Source organism: Achromobacter sp. SX5 (assembly GCF_056711425.1).
In genome coordinates, this window is sequence record NZ_CM160041.1 from 2792649 (window position 1) to 2811208 (window position 18560).

The following is an 18560-nucleotide window of genomic DNA, read 5'->3' on the forward strand; positions in this document are numbered from 1 at the left end:
GGGACGGCTTACGCGGCCTTGGCGCCCAGCTTGGTCTGGTACAGCCAGTTCTTGTAGTCGTCCAGGTCGCCGTCGAAGGGGCTGACCTTGCCGTCGGCCACGATGATGAACTGGTCGGTGGTGGCGCGCAGCAGGTGGCGGTCGTGCGACACCAGCACCAGCGTGCCTTCGAACTGCGCCAGCGCCGAGGTCAGCGCCTCGCGGGTTTCCAGGTCCAGGTGGTTGGTGGGCTCGTCCAGCAGCAGCAGGTTGGGGCGCTGCCACACGATGAGCGCCAGCGCCAGCCGCGCCTTTTCGCCGCCGGAGAACGGCGCGATGGAACTGGTGGCCATGGCGCCGTTGAAATTGAAGCTGCCCAGGAAGCTGCGCAGCTCCTGCTCGCGCACGTTGGGCGCGGCCTTGGTCATGTGCCACAGCGGCGATTCGTCGTGGCGCAGCATCTCCACCTGGTGCTGGGCGAAATAGCCGATCGACAGGCCCTTGTTGAACTGCGTGTCGCCGGCCAGCGTATCCAGCTCGCCGGCGATGGTCTTGATGAAGGTCGACTTGCCGGCGCCGTTGATGCCCAACAGGCCGATGCGCTGGCCCGCCTGCAGCGAGAAATTGATGCCCGAGACGATGATCTTGTCGGAGGCGGCCTGCGTGTCCTCGTCGATGCTGCGGTAGCCGGCGCTGACCCGGTCCATGGTCAGCAGCGGATTGGGCGCGCGCAGCGGCTCGCGGAACTCGAACGAGAACTCGGCGGCCGCGCGCAGCGGCGCCACTTCCTCCATGCGCGCCAGCGCCTTGATGCGGCTTTGCGCCTGGCGCGCCTTGCTGGCCTGCGCCTTGAAGCGGTCGATGAAGGATTGCAGGTGCGCGCGCTGGCGCATCTGCTTCTCCATCATGCCCTGCGCCAGTTCGAGCTGGGCGGCGCGCTGGCGTTCGAAAGACGAATAATTGCCGGAGTAGCGCTTGAGCTTGCGTTCGTCGATATGGACGATGACGTTGACCACGCCGTCCAGAAAATCGCGGTCGTGCGAGATCACGATCAGCGTGCCGGGATAGCGCTTGAGCCAGTCCTCCAGCCAGATGATGGCGTCCAGGTCCAGGTGGTTGGTGGGCTCGTCCAGCAGCAGCAGGTCGGACGGGCACATCAGCGCCTGCGCCAGGTTCAGGCGCATGCGCCAGCCGCCGGAGAAGCTGGTCAGCGGCAGATGCATCTGCGCCTGGGTGAAGCCCAGGCCGGTCAGCAGCTGTTCGGCGCGCGAATGCACGGTGTAGGCGTCGGCGTCGGCCAGCGCGGCGTAGATGTCGGCCATGCGCAGGCCGTTCTCGGCGCTTTCGGGCTCGGCCTCCAGGGCCGCCAGCTCGGCTTCCAGGCGGCGCAGCGTGACGTCGCCGTCGATCGCGTATTCGATGGCGGGACGGTCCAGCGCGGGCGTCTCCTGCGCCACGTGCGCCATGCGCCAGTTCGCCGGGAAGTCCAGGTCGCCCTGGTCCGCGTGCAGCGTGCCGCGCAGCAGCCCGAACAGGCTGGACTTGCCGGCGCCGTTGGCGCCGATCAGGCCGATCTTGTCGCCCGGGTTCAGGAGCAGGTCGGCGCGGTCGAGCAGCGGCTTGACGCCGCGGGCGAGTGAAACTTGTTGGAAGCGGATCATGGAGGAGCTGGCGCGGCCGCGCTCCCGCCGCAGGCTGCGGCGCAAAGAGGGACCGGGGAAGGGTCGGTATTGTACAGATCCCCGGTAGGCGCCCTAAGCCCGCGATCGGGTCCTCACCTTGGCAGACCGGCGGCAAGCGCCTGCAGGGCAAGTTGAACGGCGGACTTGTGAACTTCTTGACGATCGACGCCGGGGAGGTCGATGCACAGTTCCGGCTCCAGCTTGCGTCCAGCCTCGGTCCCGGCGCAGAGCAAGGTGTAGTGTCCGACATGAGCGCCAAGAGAATGCAGTTTGCAACGCGGCAGTCGTTCCGCCAGCCACATGGCGCAGGGTTCGATAGGCGCTTCACGGTCGGCTTCTCCCGCCAGCACGGTCACGGGAACCGCGATCTCGGCGAGGCTGTTCGGCGTGAAGGCGCGCACCGGCGGCGCGGGAGCAAGGGCGACAACGACCCTTACCCGCGGGTCGGCGCAGGAAGCGGACTGGCGCTCCCACGATGTTCGAAAGACCGCGCTATCACGCAGCAACGGTTCAATATGACCACCGAGGCCCGGAAATTCGCGCGGCACCCGGCCGGAGTCTGAAGTTCCAGCCCATTGGTTGAAGCGATCCATATCGGTGATTGCGCCGAGAATGGAGACAGCCGTATATCCGCCAAGAGAGAAGCCGACGCACGCGACCCGTGAGGTATCGAGGCGGCCAGCGAAAAACCCCTCGTTTGCGAGCGAATCGAGCGCTACGGATAGATCCCGCGGACGTTCCCACCAGCACAGGAAACCCTCGGGTCGGTATGGCTCAGAAGCGGTATTGCCGTGATGATCGACACCGATCACCACATACCCGGCGGCAGCCAAGGCTCGGGCGATCCAGCCCAGGCTCGTCGCCGTTCCGCCGGTGCCGTGCGAGAGCAGCACGACGGGGTATTGCCGCCATTTCTCGTTGATCGGCGCGTCGCGCGCGACCGTTCCCATGAGGAACAGGGGCTCCGTGGAGGGGACTGCGAGCGGTCGTTCGACCGCATCGGGGGTCGCGGTGTACCACGCGTGCCAGCGAATAGGGCGTGGTCCGTCATTCGACCAGTTCCGGCGAGAGGCATCGTAGGCATGGCCTTGCCGATAGCCGACCTTGGAGCTTTCCATAGATACCCTCCTGACTTGCGCATTTCAAGCCCGCGCGATGGCCTCGGCCAGCGCCAGCACGCGCAGCGCTTCCTGCGCGTGCAGGTTTTCCACCAGCGCGCCGTCGACCACGGCCACGCCCTGGCCGGCGGCCTGCGCCGCGCGCCAGGCTTCCAGGCGCCGACGCGCGCCGGCCAGTTCGTCCTCGGTGGGCGCGAACGCGGCGTTGGCGGCCGCGATCTGTTTCGGGTGGATCAGCGTCTTGCCGTCGAAGCCCTGGTCGCGCCCCTGCTTGCAGGCCGCGGCCAGGCCGGCGTCGTCGTGCAGGTCCAGGTGCACGCCGTCCAGCACGGCCAGGCCGTGGGCGCGCGCCGCCATCACCGCCAGCGAGCGCGCCAGCAGGGTTTCTTCGCGCGACGGCGTGTGGCGGGCGTGCAGGTCCTTGACCAGGTCGGAGGTGCCGACCACGATGGCGGCCAGCCGGGGATGGCCGCCGGCGATGGCGTCGAGGCGCAGAAAGCCCAGCGGCGTTTCCGCCATCGCCCATAGCGGCAGGCCGGCGGGCGCGCCGGCTTCGTCCAGCGCCTGCGCCAGCGCCGCCAGTTCGGCGGCCGACTGCACCTTGGGCAGCAGCACGGCGTCGGCGCCGGCGCGGGCGATGACGCGTACGTCGTCGCGGCCCCAGGGCGTGTCCAGCGCGTTGACGCGCACCACGCATTCGCGCCGTCCGTAGCCGCCGGCGCGCAGGGCGGCGGCGACCTGTTCGCGCGCCTGCGCCTTGGCGTCGGGCGCGACGGCGTCTTCCAGGTCCAGGATCAGGACGTCGGCGTCCAGGCTGCGCGCCTTGTCGAGCGCGCGGGCGTTGGCCCCCGGCATGTACAGGACGGAACGGCGGGGACGGATAGGGGAGTGCATGGTCGGGATTCTCAGGGTTGGACGCCGCCGACGATCTGCACGGGTTCGGTGCAGACGTAGCCCACGCCGTAGACGGTGCGGATGCCGAGGTCGCCGCCGGTCTGTTCGCGCAGCTTGCGGCGCAGCCGGTGCACGTGCGCATCGAGCCGGTGGGTGTCGTAGGCCGCTGCGCTGGCGCCCAGGGCCTCGATCAGGCGGGCGCGCGACAGCGGCAGCGGGGCGGCCTGGACCAGGGCGCCGACCAGCCGGCTTTCGGTGTCGGTGATGTCCACGCGCACCTGCCCGGGCGAGAGCAGCACGCGGCGCGCCGGATCGAAGCGCCAGCCGCCGGGCCGGGCCTCGCCGTCGCCGGGCACCACGCGCAGGCGGCGGGCCAGCGCCACCAGGGTGGCGCCCAGCTCGGCCAGGTTGACGGGTTTGGTCAGGTAGTGGTCGGCGCCCAGGCTCAGGCCGGACACCTTGTCTTCGCTCAGCAGCCGTCCGGTGAGCATGATGATGCCCATGGACGGAAAGCTGGTGCGCAGGTGCGATACGCGGGTCAGCGCGTCGCCGTCGGGCAGCATGGCGTCCAGCACCAGGATGCCCGGGGTCACGTCGAGCAGCAGGCGGTCCAGCTCGGCCAGCGAGCCGGCGGTGAGGATGGGACCGCCCAGGCCGAGGTCGGCGATGAACTCGGCGATGGTATCGCGCCAGTCCCGGTGGTCGTCGACGATGACGATGGTCACGGCGAATATGGCGCCAGCGCTTGCACGAGGGGCGCTCCAAGGGCTAACACGCTATCCGCTCCTTCCATCCGAGGCTTGTTATCGGCGGAGAATATCATCAACGCCGCACTGCGGCATCGGCAAGCGGGCGCAGGCAGGGGTGGTCAAAAATTGAGCAGCCCCTGCGGCATCGCCCGAAAGGCCATCAGCCGTGCGCGCGAGCCATTCTTATCCACAGAAATTGTGGATAAGCGCCGGACCTGTGGATACCGCCGCTTCAGGCGGGTAGGCGCTCGACCGGAACGCCCGCGGGCACCTGGCGCAGCCGGTCGCGCGTGATGCGCAGCGCGGAAAAGCGCGTTTTGCGCGCCGCGGCATTCTGCAGCAGGACGGACAGCACCGCGCCCTTGTCCTGCACCCACTGGGTCTTGCCGCGCAGCAGCTTCATCGCGTTCTCGGCCGTGCCCAGGCGGTAGGACATGGCGTCGATCTGGATGGTGTGCCTGCCGTCGAAGCGCGAGGCGTCCTGGTCGGTGAGCGCGGCGGCGTCGAGGTTGCTGCTTTCGTGGTCGATGCGGTAGATGAACTGCAGGCCGCTATGCGGGTCCTGCACCACGATGAGCTTGTCCGAGCCGGAGACGTCGGACAGCATGCCGATCACCCGCGACTCGACCAGTTGGTTGCCGCGCTGCTCCTGCGTGTACAGGAAGATGGTGGGGAGGGGCGGGGCGGAGAAGCTGCTTTCCATATCGAAGACACCGTGCCTGTGACGCCGCCTTTTACGCCCGGGCGCGGCGCTGGCGCACCGCCTGCGCCAGCATGTCGAGCACCGGCTCGGTCTGGATCCAGCCCAGGCAGGCGTCGGTGATGGAGACGCCGTGGCGCAGCGGCTGGCCGGCCTTGAGGTCCTGGCGGCCTTCTTCGAGGTGGCTTTCGATCATGACGCCGGTGATGCGCGCGTCGCCCGCGGCCAGCTGGGCCGCGATGTCGCGCGCCACGTCGACCTGGCGCAGGTGCGACTTGTTGGAGTTGGCGTGCGAGCAGTCGATCATGACCTGTTCGCGCTGGCCGGCGGCGCGCAGCGCGGCGCAGCTGGCGTCGACGCTGGCGGCGTCGTAGTTCGGGCCCTGTTTGCCGCCGCGCAGGATGACGTGGGTGTCCTGGTTGCCGCGGGTCTCGAAAATGGCGGCCATGCCCATTTTGGTCATGCCCATGAAGGCGTGCTTGGCGCTGGCGGCCACCATGGCGTCGGCGGCGATCTGCACGCCGCCGTCGGTGCCGTTCTTGAAGCCCAGCGGACAGCTCAGGCCGGAGGCGAGCTGGCGGTGGCTGGGGCTTTCGGTGGTGCGCGCGCCGATGGCGCCCCAGGAGATCAGGTCGGCGATGTACTGCGGGCTGAGCAGGTCCAGGAATTCGGTGGCGATCGGCAGGCCCAGGCCGCTGATGTCCAGCAGCAGTTCGCGCGCGCGGCGCAGGCCTTCGTTGATGCGGAAGCTGCCGTCCAGGCGCGGGTCGTTGATGTAGCCTTTCCAGCCCACCGTGGTGCGCGGCTTCTCGAAGTAGACGCGCATGACGATGAGCAGATCCTTGCGGTACTGCTCGGCGGCGGCGCGCAGGCGGCCGGCGTATTCCATGGCCTGGTCGCGGTCGTGGATGGAGCAGGGGCCGACCACCAGCACCAGGCGGTCGTCGCGGCCGTGCAGCACGTCGGCGATTTCGGCGCGGCTGCGTTCGACCAGCATCTGGATCTCGCTCGATACCGGCAGTTCGTCCTGCAGCAGGGCGGGTGAGATCAGCGGCCGCACGGCGCCGATGCGGGTGTCGTCCGTGCGCGTATTGTCCTGGGTGGAGTCGGCCGTGCCGACCTCGCGGTCGTGCAGGGGATCGTCAATGCGGGTCAAGGGAAGCTCCGTGCCGTAGATGCGGGAAAGACCGCCATTATCGCACCGCGCAGCCGTCCGGTTGCCTACGTCCGGCTGATGGGCCGATTTCTACGTCTATCGGCGACGCTATGGCATTAACCCGTTAGCGATAAGGACAGGTCCTGCACCGATAACGTAGCATTGCGGCTACAGTGTTCCTGCGGCCGCCTGCAAGGGCCCGCCCTATTCGACTAGGACGGTAGACAATGCCTAAGACCGACGCCGGCGCGACCCGACGGATTCTTCTCGTGGAAGACCATCCCGTCGAACGCGCCTATCTGCAGAACGTGCTTCTGGCGTTCGGTTTTCGGCGGGTGGCGGGGCTGGGCAGCAGCGCCGAGGCCGTCGGCGCGCTGACGCGCCAGTTCTACGACGTGGTCATCAGCGACATCGTGGTGGGCGAGGGCGACGGCACGCGCCTGCCCAACGAGCTGCGCCGCCTGGTCGACGCCGGCCGCCTCAAGCGCATGCCTCCCATCATCTGGATCAGCAGCCTCAGCGACGAGCTGCTGCAATCGCACGTGCGCCTGGCGCTGCAGGCCGGCTGCCCGTCGGCCCAGGCGCTGTCCAAGCCGGTTTCGCGCAGCGCCCTGCAACAGGCCATGAAGACCGCGCTGCGCAGCATCGACGAACACGACGCGGCCTCGCCGCAGCCGAATGCCGTGCGCCGCGACGTGATGGAAGTGGCGCTGGGGCACGCGCTGATCACCGGCCAGGGCATGAGCGTGGTGCTGCAGCCGCAGATGAGTCTGTCCACCGGCCGCGTGCTGGCGGCCGAGGCGCTGTCGCGCTGGGAGCATCCCGAACTGGGCGCCATACCGGCGGTGGATTTCGTGCCGGCCGCGCACCGGCTGGGCCTGGACCGCATGCTGTTCAGCCGTGTCACCGACCGCGTCATCGAGGTGCTCGGCCGCATGCATGCCCAGGACATCGCGGTGCCCATCGCGATCAACGCCTCGGCGTCCACGCTGTGCACCCGCGACCTGCCCGCGCTGCTGGAGCAGCGCGTCGGGCAGGCCGGCCTGCCGGCGCGGCTGGTCAAGGTCGAGCTGACCGAGGACGAGCCGGTCACCGACTGGCTGGCGCTGTCCTCGGTGCTGAACCTGCTGCGGGTGCGCGGCTTCGAGCTGGCGATGGACGATTTCGGCGCCGGCATCGCCTCGATGCGGCTGTTCTCGGCGATGCCGTTCACCGAGCTCAAGATAGACCGCGACTTCATCGTGCACATGCATCGCGAGCCGGCCTCGCGCGCGGTGGTGGCCGCCGCGATCGAAATGGGCCGCGTGCTGGGCCGCCGCGTGGTGGCCGAAGGCGTGGAACACGAGCGCGACCTGCAGCTGCTGCGCGAACTCGGCTGCGACGTGGCGCAGGGCTACGGCATCTCCATGCCGCTGGAGCCGGACGCCTTCATCGAATTCTGTCGCCAGCACTGAACGGCTTGACCGCAATCAAGCGCTTGCCCGCGGGCCGGCGGGCAGGCGGCCGCGCCGCGCTACCATTGATATAGGGACGCCTTGCCGGTCGGCGGGCGCCCGGACCTTCAAATGGAGCGATGGAACGATGCGACGCATCCTTGCTGCGGTGCTGCTGGTCTGTTTGCTGGCGTGGGCCGGTGCCTATAGCGCGCTGCCCCTCGCCGAACTCAATGTCTGGATCGTGCGCGATCAGCTGATCCTGCTGACCGGGCTTTCCGCTTACGCGGTGATGACGCTGATCATGCTGCTGGCGGTGCGGCCGATGTGGCTGGAGACGCGGCTGGGCGGGCTGGACAAGATGTACCGGCTGCACAAATGGAGCGGCATCCTGGCCACGGCGCTGGCCGCGGCCCACTACCTCATCAAGGTGGGCAAGCCGGTGCTGCTGGCCATGTTCGATCCCGTACCCAAGACGCCGCGCACGGCCGCCTTGCTGGACATGTTCCGCGGCTCGGCCAAGGACATCGGCGAATGGGCGGTGTGGATACTGGTGGCGCTGGTGCTGCTGACGCTGTGGCGCCGCTTCCCGTATCACATCTGGCGGCAGGTGCACCGGATCTCGGCCGTGATTTTCCTGGTGGTGGCGTTCCATGGCGTGGTGCTGGCGCCGGCGGCATGGTGGAGCCAGCCGGTCGGCTGGGTGCTGGCCGCCTGTACGGCGGTGGGCGGCGTGTGCGCGCTGATGGCGCTGGCCGGGCTGATCGGCCGTTCGCGGCGCTACAAGGGCCAGGTGCTGGCCATCGACGCGCTGTCCGACGACATCCTGTCGCTGACCTGCAGGGTGGAGGGCGACTGGCATCACCGCGCCGGGCAGTTCGCCTTCCTGACGGCGGACCGGCGCGAAGGCGCGCATCCGTTCACGGTGTCGGGCGCCGACGACGGCACGGGCCGCGTGGAGTTCTCGATCAAGGCGCTGGGCGACTACACGCGGCGGCTGCAGAAAAGCCTGAAGGTGGGCCAGGCCGTGACCATAGAGGGGCCTTACGGCTGCTTCGATTTCGAGCGCGACGATGGCCGCCCGCAGATCTGGGTGGCTGCCGGCATCGGCGTCACGCCGTTCATCTCATGGCTGGAGTCGCTGCAGGCCGAGCCGGCCCGCGCGCCGAACGCCACGCTGTATTACTGCGTGCGCAACGCCGACGAGGCGCCGTTCGCCGAACGGCTGAAGACGCTGTGCGCGCACGTTCCCAACGTGACGCTGAAGATCCGCTACAGCGATACCGAACGGCCGCTCAGCGCGGCCGAGCTGGCCGCGGACCACAAGCCGGGCATGCCCTGGCCCAGCGTGTGGTTCTGCGGTCCGATCGGGTTCGCCGACGCGCTCAAGGACGGGCTGCATCGCCGCGGCATGCCGGTAGGCGAGCTCTTCCACCAGGAAGCCTTCCAGATGCGCTGATCAGAGGCCGGACACCTCGACGTCGGCCGGGTAGTCGACCGAGAACTTGAACACGGTTTCGCGCGTCTTGCCCGGTTCGAGTTCCCAGTCCCAGGCGATCCGGCCGTCGGCTTCGCGCTTGATGTCGCGCTCGGCCGGCGACAGCAGCTTGACCGTGATCTTCTCGTTGCGCGAGACCGGCAGGCGGTCCTTGAAGCTGATGCGCTCCTTGGTGGCCTTGTTGTTCTTGACCGTGAACTTGTATTCGTAGGTCACGCGCTGGCCGCTGCCCGAAAAGCCGGTGCTCTCGGTATAGCGGTTGACCAGTTCGCGCTTGATCGAGACGCCGTCGTCGGCGCCCAGCGCCAGGTCCATCTTCTCGCCCGGCATCACCGCCTTGAGCCGGCCGGCGGCCACGAAAGCGTCGTCCAGGTAGGTATTGAGCGGCCCGGCCAGGAACGGGAAGGCGGTGTCGTTGCTGGCCTGCGCGGTCAAGTAGGCGGTTTCGCGCAGCGCGGGGGTGGACTGGTATTGCAGTGTGGCCGGCAGCTTGGCGGCGGCGATGGCCACGCGCTGGGTGGTGTTGTCCGAAGGCAGCGTGGCGGGGTTCTTGATCTGGAACGAGGCGCTGGTGGCTTCGTTCTGCACCTGCGCGGTGACGACCTCCACGGGCCGGGGCGCGGGCCTGGCCAGGGTGTAGGCGGCGTCCTCCATCGGCGCGCCGCTGCGCGCGCGGCTCTCGGCCGCGATCTCGGCCTGCTTGCGGGCCGTGGGCGCGGGCGGAGGCGGCGGGGCGGCCACGTCGACGATCCAGGGCTGCAGCGCCGGCGCGCCGCCGCCCAGCGAGGGGCGCGCGGTGGACAGGGTGAGCTTGACGTTGTTCCAGTCCTCGCCGGTGTTCTGGCGGATCACGCCGAAATATCCCAGGTCCACGCTGCGCTCGGCCAGGCGCAGGCGCGCGTCGTAGGCCGGCGTCCAGTGGGCGCCGCCCACGGCGTAGGTCAGGTTCAGGTCGACCTTGCCGGCGCGCGCCAGGTTCACGCGCAGCGTGACGGTCTTGCTGCGCCGGGCCTGCGTGTCCTGCAGCCGGGCCAGCTGGTTGCGCAAGGCTTCGATGTCGCGCTCCAGCCCCGCCTTGCGCTCGCCCACCTGGCGCAGCGCGGCCAGCGTACGGGCAAGCGAGTCCGCGCTGAGCGACTGGATGGCCTTCAATTCTTCCAGCGTCGGACGCGCGCCGTCCTTGCCCGGCTCGGTGGCGCCGCGCTGCATCATCAGCACCAGCTCGCGCTGGTTGTCCTGCACCGCGGCCTCGTCCTCAAGCGCGCCATGCCGGCCTTCCAGTTCGCGCAACTGGTCTTCGAGCTGCCTGACGCGGGCGTTGGCGGCGTCGGCCTGGAAGGCGTCGCTGACCTTCACGTCCAGCAACGTGGCCTGGCCGGTGCTGTTGGCGGAAACCTGGACCGAGTTTTCCTGCAGGGATGCGGGCAGCTTTTCCAGCACCAGTTCGTGCTCGCCGGCGGGCAGCTCGGCGCTGCTGGCGCTGCGTGTCACGACCGCGCGGTCCTGGTAGACCGTCACGGCGCCGATGGAAGAGGGCAGCCCGGCGGCCGCGCCCAGGCCGGGAATCGTCGCAATGGCCAGGGCCAGAAGAGTACGTCGCACGGGATCACCTTTATATGGAAGTTCGAAGCGGCGCCGGGCCGCGGACCCGGCGAGCGCGACAATTTACATTGCCCCTCTGGCGCCGGTTTTACAGAAGGTGTCAAAGCACTTCAGGAATCGGGGTGCGCCAGCTCGCGCAGCAGTTCGACCGCGTTGGACGCCGCGGCGGAGCGGTCGTGGCGGCGGTAGGCCATGTCCAGCAGCGCGTGCGGCGCGTCGCCCTTGATCGGACGGTATTCGATGCCTTGCGCGCCCATGTGGCGCATGGCCGCCGGCACCACCGAGATGCCGACCCCGGCCGCGACCAGACTGACGATGGAGGCCATCTGCGGAGCTTCCTGGATCACGCGCGGCGTGAAGCCCGCGCGCTGGCAGGCCGACTGGATGGCGTCGTACAGGCTTGCGCCGATGGGCCGCGGATACAGCACGAAGTCCTCGTCGGCCAGCGCGGCCATGGGGATGGCGCGCTTGCGCACGAGCCTGTGGTCCGGCGGCAGGGCGACCAGCATGGGCTCGTTGAGCACGCGCTCGGACTCGAACTCCGGGTCGGCGACATAGGGAGGGCGCACGAAGGCCACGTCGACCTCGCCGGCGCGCAGGCTGCGCAGCAGCGACACGCTGGTGCTTTCGGTCAGCGTGATGCGCACGCCGGGATAGCGGTCGCGGTAGGCGCGGATGGCGCGCGGCAGGTAGGGATGGAACACGGCCGAGGCGGTGAAGCCCACGGTGATCGCGCCGCGCTCGCCGCGGCCCAGCCGGCGCGCCGTGTCCACGGCCCGGTCGGCGCCGGCCAGGATGGCGCGCGCGTCTTCCAGGAACTGGGCGCCGGCCTCGGTCAGCGCGATCCCGCGCGGCAGGCGCAGGAACAGCGGGGTGCCGATCTCGCGTTCCAGCTGCTGGATCTGCTGGCTCAGCGGCGGCTGGCCGATGCCCAGCCTGGCGGCCGCGCGGGTGAAATGCAGCTCTTCGGCGACGGCGGTGAAGTAACGCAGGTGGCGCAACTCCATGATGGCGCGGTTCTATCGTTATTAAATATGGTGGGTAGCAGTTTCATATATTGGACGTATGCAAGGGAAAAGTCTATCTTGAATGGGCGCGCCGGTCCTTCCGGCCCGATGTTTTTCGAGAACCCAGATGTCCGCCGCCATACCTTCTCCCGCCGCACCTTCCGATTACCTCGTCCGCGGAACGCCCAGCCTGCACCGCGCCCAGTGGGCCTTGTTCGCCGCCGGGTTCTCCACGTTTTCGCTCTTGTATTGCGTGCAGCCGCTGATGCCGCTGTTCACCCACGAATTCGGCGTGTCGCCGGCGCAAAGCAGCCTGGTGCTGTCGCTGTGCACGGGACTGCTGGCCGCGGCCATTTTCCTGGTGGGCCTGTTTTCGCAGTCGCTGCCGCGCAAGCGCGTCATGACGCTGTCGCTGGCGGCCTCGGCGCTGCTGGGCACGGTCGCGGCGGTGGCGCCGGACTGGCACAGCCTGCTGGCGCTGCGCGCGCTGCAGGGCGTGGCGATGGGCGGGGTGCCGGCGGTCGCGATGGCCTATCTGGCCGAAGAAGTCGAACCGGAGACGCTGGGCCTGGCGATGGGGCTGTATATCAGCGGCAGCGCCTTCGGCGGGCTGTCGGGCCGGGTCATCACCGGGCTGGTGGCCGACCATTTCGGCTGGCGCGCGGCGCTGGGCACGCTGGGCGTGCTGGGCATGGCGGCCGCGCTGCTGTTCGCCTGGCTGCTGCCGGCTTCACGCCGCTTCAGCGCGCAGCGCGGGCGCGGCTGGGGCGGCGTCTGGGCCGACGTGCGTGCCGGCGTGGGCGCCCACCTCCGGAACGGCCCGTTGTGCGCGCTGTTCGCGCTGGGCGGCCTGCTGATGGGCGCCTTCGTCACCGTCTACAACTATGTCGGCTTCCGGCTGCTGCAGCCGCCGTTTTCGCTGAGCCAGACCTTCATCGGCTCGATCTTCGTGGTCTACCTGGTGGGCATCTTCGCCTCCACCTATTGCGGCCGGCTGGCCGACCGCCACGGCCGCGGCCTCATGCTGTGCGCGGCCACCGGCCTGGCCCTGGCCGGGCTGCTGTTGACGCTGTCGGACTCGCTGCCCGTGCTGATCGCCGGCATCGTGGTGTTCACATTCGGCTTTTTCGCCGCCCACGCGGTGGCCAGCGGCTGGGTAGGGCAGATGGCCCGGGGCTACAAGGCGCTGGCGGCGGCGCTGTACCTGCTGGTGTACTACGTGGGCTCCAGCGTGCTGGGCTCCCTGGGCGGACACTTCTGGGCCGACGGCGCCTGGGGCGGGGTGGCGGCGATGACCGGCGGGCTGCTGGCGCTGGCGCTGGCGATCAGCGCCGGCCTGTACCGGCGCGCTGCTCGAGCGGCCGCCTTGCAGCAGGCATAGCACAAAAGCGATTAATTCTCATTTAAACTCGTGGCTTGATGCATTCCGATCCGAGAGCCGCGATGCCTGATTCCATCTCCGATTGCCAGACCCTGCGGCGCGAACACGCCGCGCTGTTGGCCGCCTACGGCCAGGCCCAATCCCATTGCAGCCGCCTGTTGACCGCGCAGGCGGCGCGCATACTCCACCTCGAAGCCGAAACCATGCGGCTGCGCGCCGCCGTCATCGTGCGCGATACGGCGCTGGCCTGGGCGCGCCAGGACCGCGAGGCGCTGGAGCTATCGGCGCCCGGGCTGCCCAGGCGCGCGGCGCTGGCGCGCACCGTGACCCAGCTGATCGAACGCATCCGCACGCTGTCGCGCGAACGGCTGGCCTGGCAGAGCCAATGCGGCGGCGCGCGGCCGCCCGACGCCGCCGGCATGCCGGCGGCGATGGCGTTGCGGCGCAAGTCCGTGCTGTGCGTGGGCGCCGACGCCGTGGCCCTGGCGCTCACGCGCAAGGTGGTGGAGACGGCCGGCGGACGCTACCTGGGCCATAGCGGCGACGCGCACAGCGCCGAAGCGCTGGAAGCCAGCCTGGTGCAGGCCGATCTGGTCATCTGCCAGACCGGCTGCGTCAGCCACGGCGCTTACTGGCGCGTGAAGAACCATTGCACCCGCACGGGCAAGCAGTGCGTGCTGGTCGACAAGCCGGAAGCCTTGAGCGCGCTGCGGCTGGACAGGGAACCGTTGCGTCGAGTTACCTAGCGTTTCGGCAGCCCGGCGTCCCCCGCAATACAGTCTTGGTGGTGGGGGAGCCTAAATGCTGACCAAGCGAGACCGCGTCGCGCTGCCCTGGACGGACACCCTGGCCCGTCTGGAGGATGAGCGCATCATGCTCGAACGCATCGCCGCCGGCGTGCCGCTGGCGCAGGTGCTGGAGCACGTGCTGCACGCCATCGAGGCGCAATCCAGCGTGGAGCTGCGGACTTCCATCGCGATGTTCGACGAAGCCGCGGGCTGCCTGCGGCAAGGCGCGGCGCCCAGCCTGCCGCCCGCGTTCAACGCCGCGGTCGACGGCGCGGCCATCGGCCCGGACATGGCGTCGTGGGGCGCGGCCGCGCACTCCGGCTGCCCGGTCTATGTCGAGGACATCGCCACAAGCCCGATCTGGGCGCGCTGGCGCGACCTGGCGCTGGCCAACGGGCTGCGCGCCTGCTGGTCCACTCCGATCAAGGCGCCCGACGGCCGGCTGCTGGGAGTGTTCTCCAATTACTACGGCACGCCGCGCGCGCCGTCGGCGCACGATATCGACGCCATCGCGCTGGTGACGCGCAGCGCCGCGCTGGCCATCGAACGCCACCTGACCGAATCCGCGCTGCGCCGCAGCGGCCAGCGCTGGCGCGCCATGTTCGAAGGCATGCAGGAGGCCTTCTTCCTCAGCGAAGCCCTGCGCGACGAGAACGGGCGCATCGTCGACTTCCGCTTCCTGGAGGTCAACCCGGCTTTCGAGCGCCAGAGCGGCATGCAGGAAGGCGACACGCTGGGCCACACCCTGCGCGAGATGATCCCGGGCGTGCCCGGCCAGATCATGGACACCTTCGCGCGGGTGGTGGAAACCGGCGAACCGGCGCAGTTCGAGTTCGCCGTGCCCGCACCCCGGCAGGCCTGGTACGAGGCGCGCGTGCGCAAGGTGGAAGCGGACCGCATCATGGCGCTGTTTCTGGACGTCACGGCGCGCAAGGCGGCCGAAAGCGAGCTGTGGGAAGGGCAGCACCGCAAGAACCTGCTGCTGGCGCTGGGCGACCGCATGCGCGAACTGCATCTGCAGTCCGCCATCGAACAGGCGGCCTGCGAAAGCCTGGGCCAGCACCTGGCGCTGGGGCTGGTCGCGGTGCTGGACGGGGCTGGCGGCGAGGCGCCGCCCGCGCTGTCGGCCTGCTGGCGCTCGGCGGCGGACAGCGAAAACCTGGAGCCGCTGCAACTGGACCGCCTGGGCGAGGAATACTACGCCGCGCTGGAGCACGGGCGCACCACCTACTTGCAGCCTCTGCTGGCGCAGGTCCAGGGCGATATCCGGCCGTGGGCCATCGTGGTGCCGACCCGCCGCTGGGGCCGGTCGGACGCGGCGCTGCTGGCGCGCCCGCAGGCCGGCAGCCGGCTGCGCCACGCCGACATCGCGTTCATCGAAGAAGTGGTCGAGCGCATGTGCGGCGCGGTCGAGCGTTCGCAGTACGCGCGCGTGCTGGAACAGCGCGTGGAAGACGCGATCGCCGAGCGCGACCGCATCTGGCGGCTGTCGCCGGAACTGCTGGCGGTGGTCGACCGGCAGGGCCGCTTCGTCAGCGTCAACCCGGCGGTGCGCACGATCCTCGGCTGGAGCGCGGAGCAGTTTCTGTCCATGAGCCTGCCTGAGCTGATCCATGCCGAGGACCTGGCGGCCACGCTGGCGGCCTGGGTCCGGCCGGCCGACGGCGAGCCGGCGCAGACCGTGCGGCACCTGGAGAACCGCGTGCTCAAGCGCGACGGCGGCCATTGCTGGATCACGTGGAGCATGTCCTGGTCGAACGACAGCCTGTACATGGCGGGCCGCGACGACACCGACCTGAAGCTGCAGGCCGAGGCCCTGCGCGAAGCCGAGACCGCCTTGCGCCAATCGCAGAAGATGGAGGCGGTGGGCCGCCTGACCGGCGGCATCGCCCACGATTTCAACAACATGCTGCAAGGCATCAGCGGCGCCCTGTACCTGATCGAGCGCAAGCTCGGCGCGGGCACGCCGGAACAGGCGCTGCGCTTCGTCGCGGTGGCGATGGATTCTGCCAATCGCGCGGCCCATCTGACCCAGCGCCTGCTGACGTTTTCGCGCCGCCAGCCGATAGACCCCAAGCCGTTCAGCGTGGCGTCGGCGCTGCAGTCCATGGCCGATCTGTTCCGCCGCTACACGGGCGAACGGGTACGGCTCACCTTCGACGTGGAGCCCGGCCTGTGGACCGTGTGCTGCGACAAGAACCAGTTCGAGAACGCCATGCTGAACCTGGTCATCAACGCGCGCGACGCCATGCCGCAAGGCGGCGTACTGACGGTGGCCGCGCGCAACCTGCGGGGCGACGAACCGTCGCTGCGGCAGGCGCTGGAAGTGCAGCCGGGGCCGTTCGTGGAAGTGTCGGTCTCCGACGAGGGCTGCGGCATGACGCCGGAAGTGCTGTCGCACGCCTTCGATCCGTTCTACACCACCAAGCCACAGGGAGAGGGCACCGGGCTGGGCCTGTCGATGATCTACGGCTTCGCCCGGCAGGCCGGCGGCGCGGCGACGCTGCAAAGCGCGCTGGGCCAGGGCACCACGGTGCGGCTGCTGCTGCCGCGCCATGAAGGCGCGGAGGAATGCGCACCGCGGCGCGCGGCGCCCGCGGAGCCGGCGCCGCCGCTGAAGTGCAAGGCGGTGGTGGTCGTAGTGGAGGACGACGCCAACGTGCGCGACATGGTGCACGAATGCCTGGTGGAGCAGGGCCTGCAGGTGCATACCGCGGTCGACGGCGAGGCCGGCCTGGAACTGGTGCTGTCCACGCGCGACATCGACCTGCTGGTGACCGACGTGGGCCTGCCGGGGCTGAACGGACGGCAGCTGGCCGACGCGGCGCGGGCGGCCTATCCCGACCTGAAGGTGCTGCTGATGACCGGCTACGCCGGCAAGGCCGGACGCAACGGCGACCTGCTGGAGCGCGGCATCGAACTGATCGTCAAGCCGTTCTCGCTGGCCACGCTGGGCGAACGTGTGCAGCGCATGCTCCAGACCGCGGGAGCGCCCGGCGCCTAATGCTGGCGCCGCAGCTCGGCCGGCGGCACGCGCAACTGGCCTCGGTACTTCGATACCGTGCGGCGCGCCAGCAGGATGCCGTTGGCGGCCAGTTGCTGGGTCAGCGCCACGTCCGACAGCGGCATGGCCGGGTCCTCGGCCTCGACCATTTCCTTGATCAGGGCGCGCACCGCGGCCGCCGAGCAGGAGCCGCCCGATTCGGTGGCCAGCTCGCGGGAGAAGAAGTGGCGGAACTCGAACACGCCGCGCGGCGTCACCATGTATTTGCCCACGGTGGCGCGCGATACCGTGGACTCGTGCATGTCCAGGTCGTCGGCCACTTCGCGCAGCATCAGCGGGCGCAGGGCCACGTCGCCGTACTCGAAAAAGGTCTGCTGGCGCTTGACGATGGCCTCGGCCACGCGCTGGATGGTGGTGTAGCGCTGCTCGACGTTGCGCACCAGCCAGCGGGCCTCCTGCAGTTCCTGGGCCATGGGGCTACGGTCGTCGAGGCGGGCGCGCCGGAACAGGTCGGCGTAGGTGCGGTGCAGCCGGGCCTGGGGCATGGCGTTGCGGTTGGGCAGCACGCGCCAGCGCGCCTGCCATTTGTCCACGAACACGTCCGGAATCACATAGGCCGGCGCCTCGGCGCTGTAGCGCGCGCCGGGCTTGGGGTCCAGGCTGCGGATCAGCGCGCAGGCCTGGCGCAGCGCGTCCTCGGTGCAGCCCAGGGCGCGCCGCAGGCCGGCGCTGTCGTTCTTGGCCAGGCGCGGCAGATGCCGCAGCACGATGTCGCGGGCCAGCGCAAGCGTCTCCGGCGCGGCCTCGGTGTCGGCGGCCAGCTGCAGCATCAGGCATTCGGACAGATCGCGCGCCGCCAGGCCGGGCGCGTCGAGCTGCTGGACCAGGCGCAGCGCCATCATCCATTCGGTCTCTTCGGGCGGCGGATCGAACTCGCCCTGGGAATTGCCGCAAAGCTCGCACAGGGAGGTGCGCAGATAGCCGTCGTCGTCCAGCGCGTCGATGATGAACTCCGCCAGCAGGCGGTCGCGCGGCTTCAGGTGGTAGTTGCCCAGTTCCTGCGACAGGCGCTGGTGCATGGACGGCGTGGCGCAGACCCATTGGGCCTGGTCGATCGAGCCGTCGCCGGCGGCGCGGGTGGGATAGTCTCCCGAATAGGAAGGAGCATCGGGCGGCGGCTGGTCGGCGTCGGAAGCCGGCGCCGGCGCTTCGGGCGCAGGGGCTTCGTGGGCGGCGTGCGCCTGCGGGGCAGGCGCCGGCGCGCCGTCCTGTTCGTCCTCGGGATTTTCCAGGAACGGGTTGGTGGCCAGCGCGTGTTCCACCGCGGTGGTGAATTCCAAGGCTGTCATCTGCAGCAGCTTGACCGATTGCTGCAGGCGGGGCGCCAGAGTCATTTGCTGGCGCAGGCGCAATTCTTGCGTAGGGTAGCCCAATCGAGACTCCAGGATGAGGGCCGCCGGACGGCAGCGCACCCTGGTATACATGCAAATTCCGTGCCAGCCGCGGCGGCGGGCGGGCAGGCGGCCCGCACGCGCCGCGCAGGGCCGGTATTACAAAGCCGCGGTAAGA

Annotated in this window: 14 protein-coding genes; 5 read left to right on the forward strand and 9 right to left on the reverse strand. The window is 69.5% G+C overall.

The features are described from left to right. Positions 1-8 precede the first annotated feature (8 nt). From AC1M14_RS13215 to AC1M14_RS13240, 6 genes are all read right to left on the reverse strand, one after another. Positions 9-1640, reverse strand: coding sequence for an ATP-binding cassette domain-containing protein (locus AC1M14_RS13215; RefSeq protein WP_479731760.1), 1632 nt, complete (start codon positions 1638-1640; stop codon positions 9-11). A gap of 113 nt (positions 1641-1753) precedes the next feature. Next, positions 1754-2779 (reverse strand): alpha/beta hydrolase family protein, encoded by a 1026-nt coding sequence (locus AC1M14_RS13220; RefSeq protein ID WP_111825101.1) that lies wholly within the window; start codon positions 2777-2779, stop codon positions 1754-1756. Between the two features lie 24 nt (positions 2780-2803). After that, positions 2804-3673 (reverse strand): HpcH/HpaI aldolase/citrate lyase family protein, encoded by an 870-nt coding sequence (locus tag AC1M14_RS13225; RefSeq protein WP_111825102.1) that lies wholly within the window; start codon positions 3671-3673, stop codon positions 2804-2806. Between the two features lie 11 nt (positions 3674-3684). Continuing rightward, the gene (locus AC1M14_RS13230; protein ID WP_102771231.1) at positions 3685-4398 is read right to left on the reverse strand and encodes a response regulator transcription factor; all 714 of its coding nucleotides are present in this window, start codon (positions 4396-4398) and stop codon (positions 3685-3687) included. A 256-nt stretch (positions 4399-4654) separates the two neighbouring features. Next, positions 4655-5125: a hypothetical protein gene (locus AC1M14_RS13235; protein ID WP_102771230.1), complete on the reverse strand. Its 471-nt coding sequence runs from the start codon at positions 5123-5125 to the stop codon at positions 4655-4657. Between the two features lie 31 nt (positions 5126-5156). Beyond that, positions 5157-6278 (reverse strand): 3-deoxy-7-phosphoheptulonate synthase, encoded by a 1122-nt coding sequence (locus AC1M14_RS13240; protein WP_479731761.1) that lies wholly within the window; start codon positions 6276-6278, stop codon positions 5157-5159. 227 nt (positions 6279-6505) lie between these two features. Here AC1M14_RS13240 and AC1M14_RS13245 point away from each other — a divergent pair, with 227 nt between their 5' ends. Together AC1M14_RS13245 and AC1M14_RS13250 are read left to right on the forward strand one after the other, a co-directional pair. Then, positions 6506-7732, forward strand: a complete 1227-nt coding sequence (locus AC1M14_RS13245) for an EAL domain-containing response regulator (protein ID WP_102771228.1) — start codon at positions 6506-6508, stop codon at positions 7730-7732. A gap of 127 nt (positions 7733-7859) precedes the next feature. Then, entirely contained in the window at positions 7860-9170 is a 1311-nt protein-coding gene (locus AC1M14_RS13250; RefSeq protein WP_209165408.1) for a ferric reductase-like transmembrane domain-containing protein, read from the forward strand. Here AC1M14_RS13250 and AC1M14_RS13255 read toward each other — a convergent pair whose 3' ends face one another. Together AC1M14_RS13255 and AC1M14_RS13260 are read right to left on the reverse strand one after the other, a co-directional pair. Beyond that, on the reverse strand, positions 9171-10811 hold the full coding sequence (locus tag AC1M14_RS13255; RefSeq protein ID WP_479731762.1) for a mucoidy inhibitor MuiA family protein: 1641 nt from the start codon (positions 10809-10811) through the stop codon (positions 9171-9173). 110 nt (positions 10812-10921) lie between these two features. Further along, positions 10922-11818 (reverse strand): LysR family transcriptional regulator, encoded by an 897-nt coding sequence (locus tag AC1M14_RS13260; protein ID WP_102771226.1) that lies wholly within the window; start codon positions 11816-11818, stop codon positions 10922-10924. Between the two features lie 127 nt (positions 11819-11945). Between AC1M14_RS13260 and AC1M14_RS13265 the strand changes: the two genes are divergently transcribed. From AC1M14_RS13265 to AC1M14_RS13275, 3 genes are all read left to right on the forward strand, one after another. Then, on the forward strand, positions 11946-13199 hold the full coding sequence (locus tag AC1M14_RS13265) for an MFS transporter (protein WP_479731763.1): 1254 nt from the start codon (positions 11946-11948) through the stop codon (positions 13197-13199). A gap of 62 nt (positions 13200-13261) precedes the next feature. Beyond that, a complete protein-coding gene (locus AC1M14_RS13270) occupies positions 13262-13945 on the forward strand; it encodes a DUF2325 domain-containing protein (RefSeq protein WP_479731764.1) in 684 nt (227 codons plus the stop codon). 55 nt (positions 13946-14000) lie between these two features. Continuing rightward, the gene (locus AC1M14_RS13275) at positions 14001-16991 is read left to right on the forward strand and encodes a PAS domain-containing protein (RefSeq protein ID WP_479731765.1); all 2991 of its coding nucleotides are present in this window, start codon (positions 14001-14003) and stop codon (positions 16989-16991) included. On the opposite strand, the gene AC1M14_RS13280 is transcribed toward AC1M14_RS13275, so the two are convergent. Continuing rightward, complete coding sequence (locus tag AC1M14_RS13280) at positions 16988-18385, reverse strand: RNA polymerase factor sigma-54 (protein ID WP_247747697.1); 1398 nt, start codon at positions 18383-18385, stop codon at positions 16988-16990. The two genes, AC1M14_RS13275 and AC1M14_RS13280, sit on opposite strands and share 4 nt — an antisense overlap. Positions 18386-18560 lie beyond the last annotated feature (175 nt).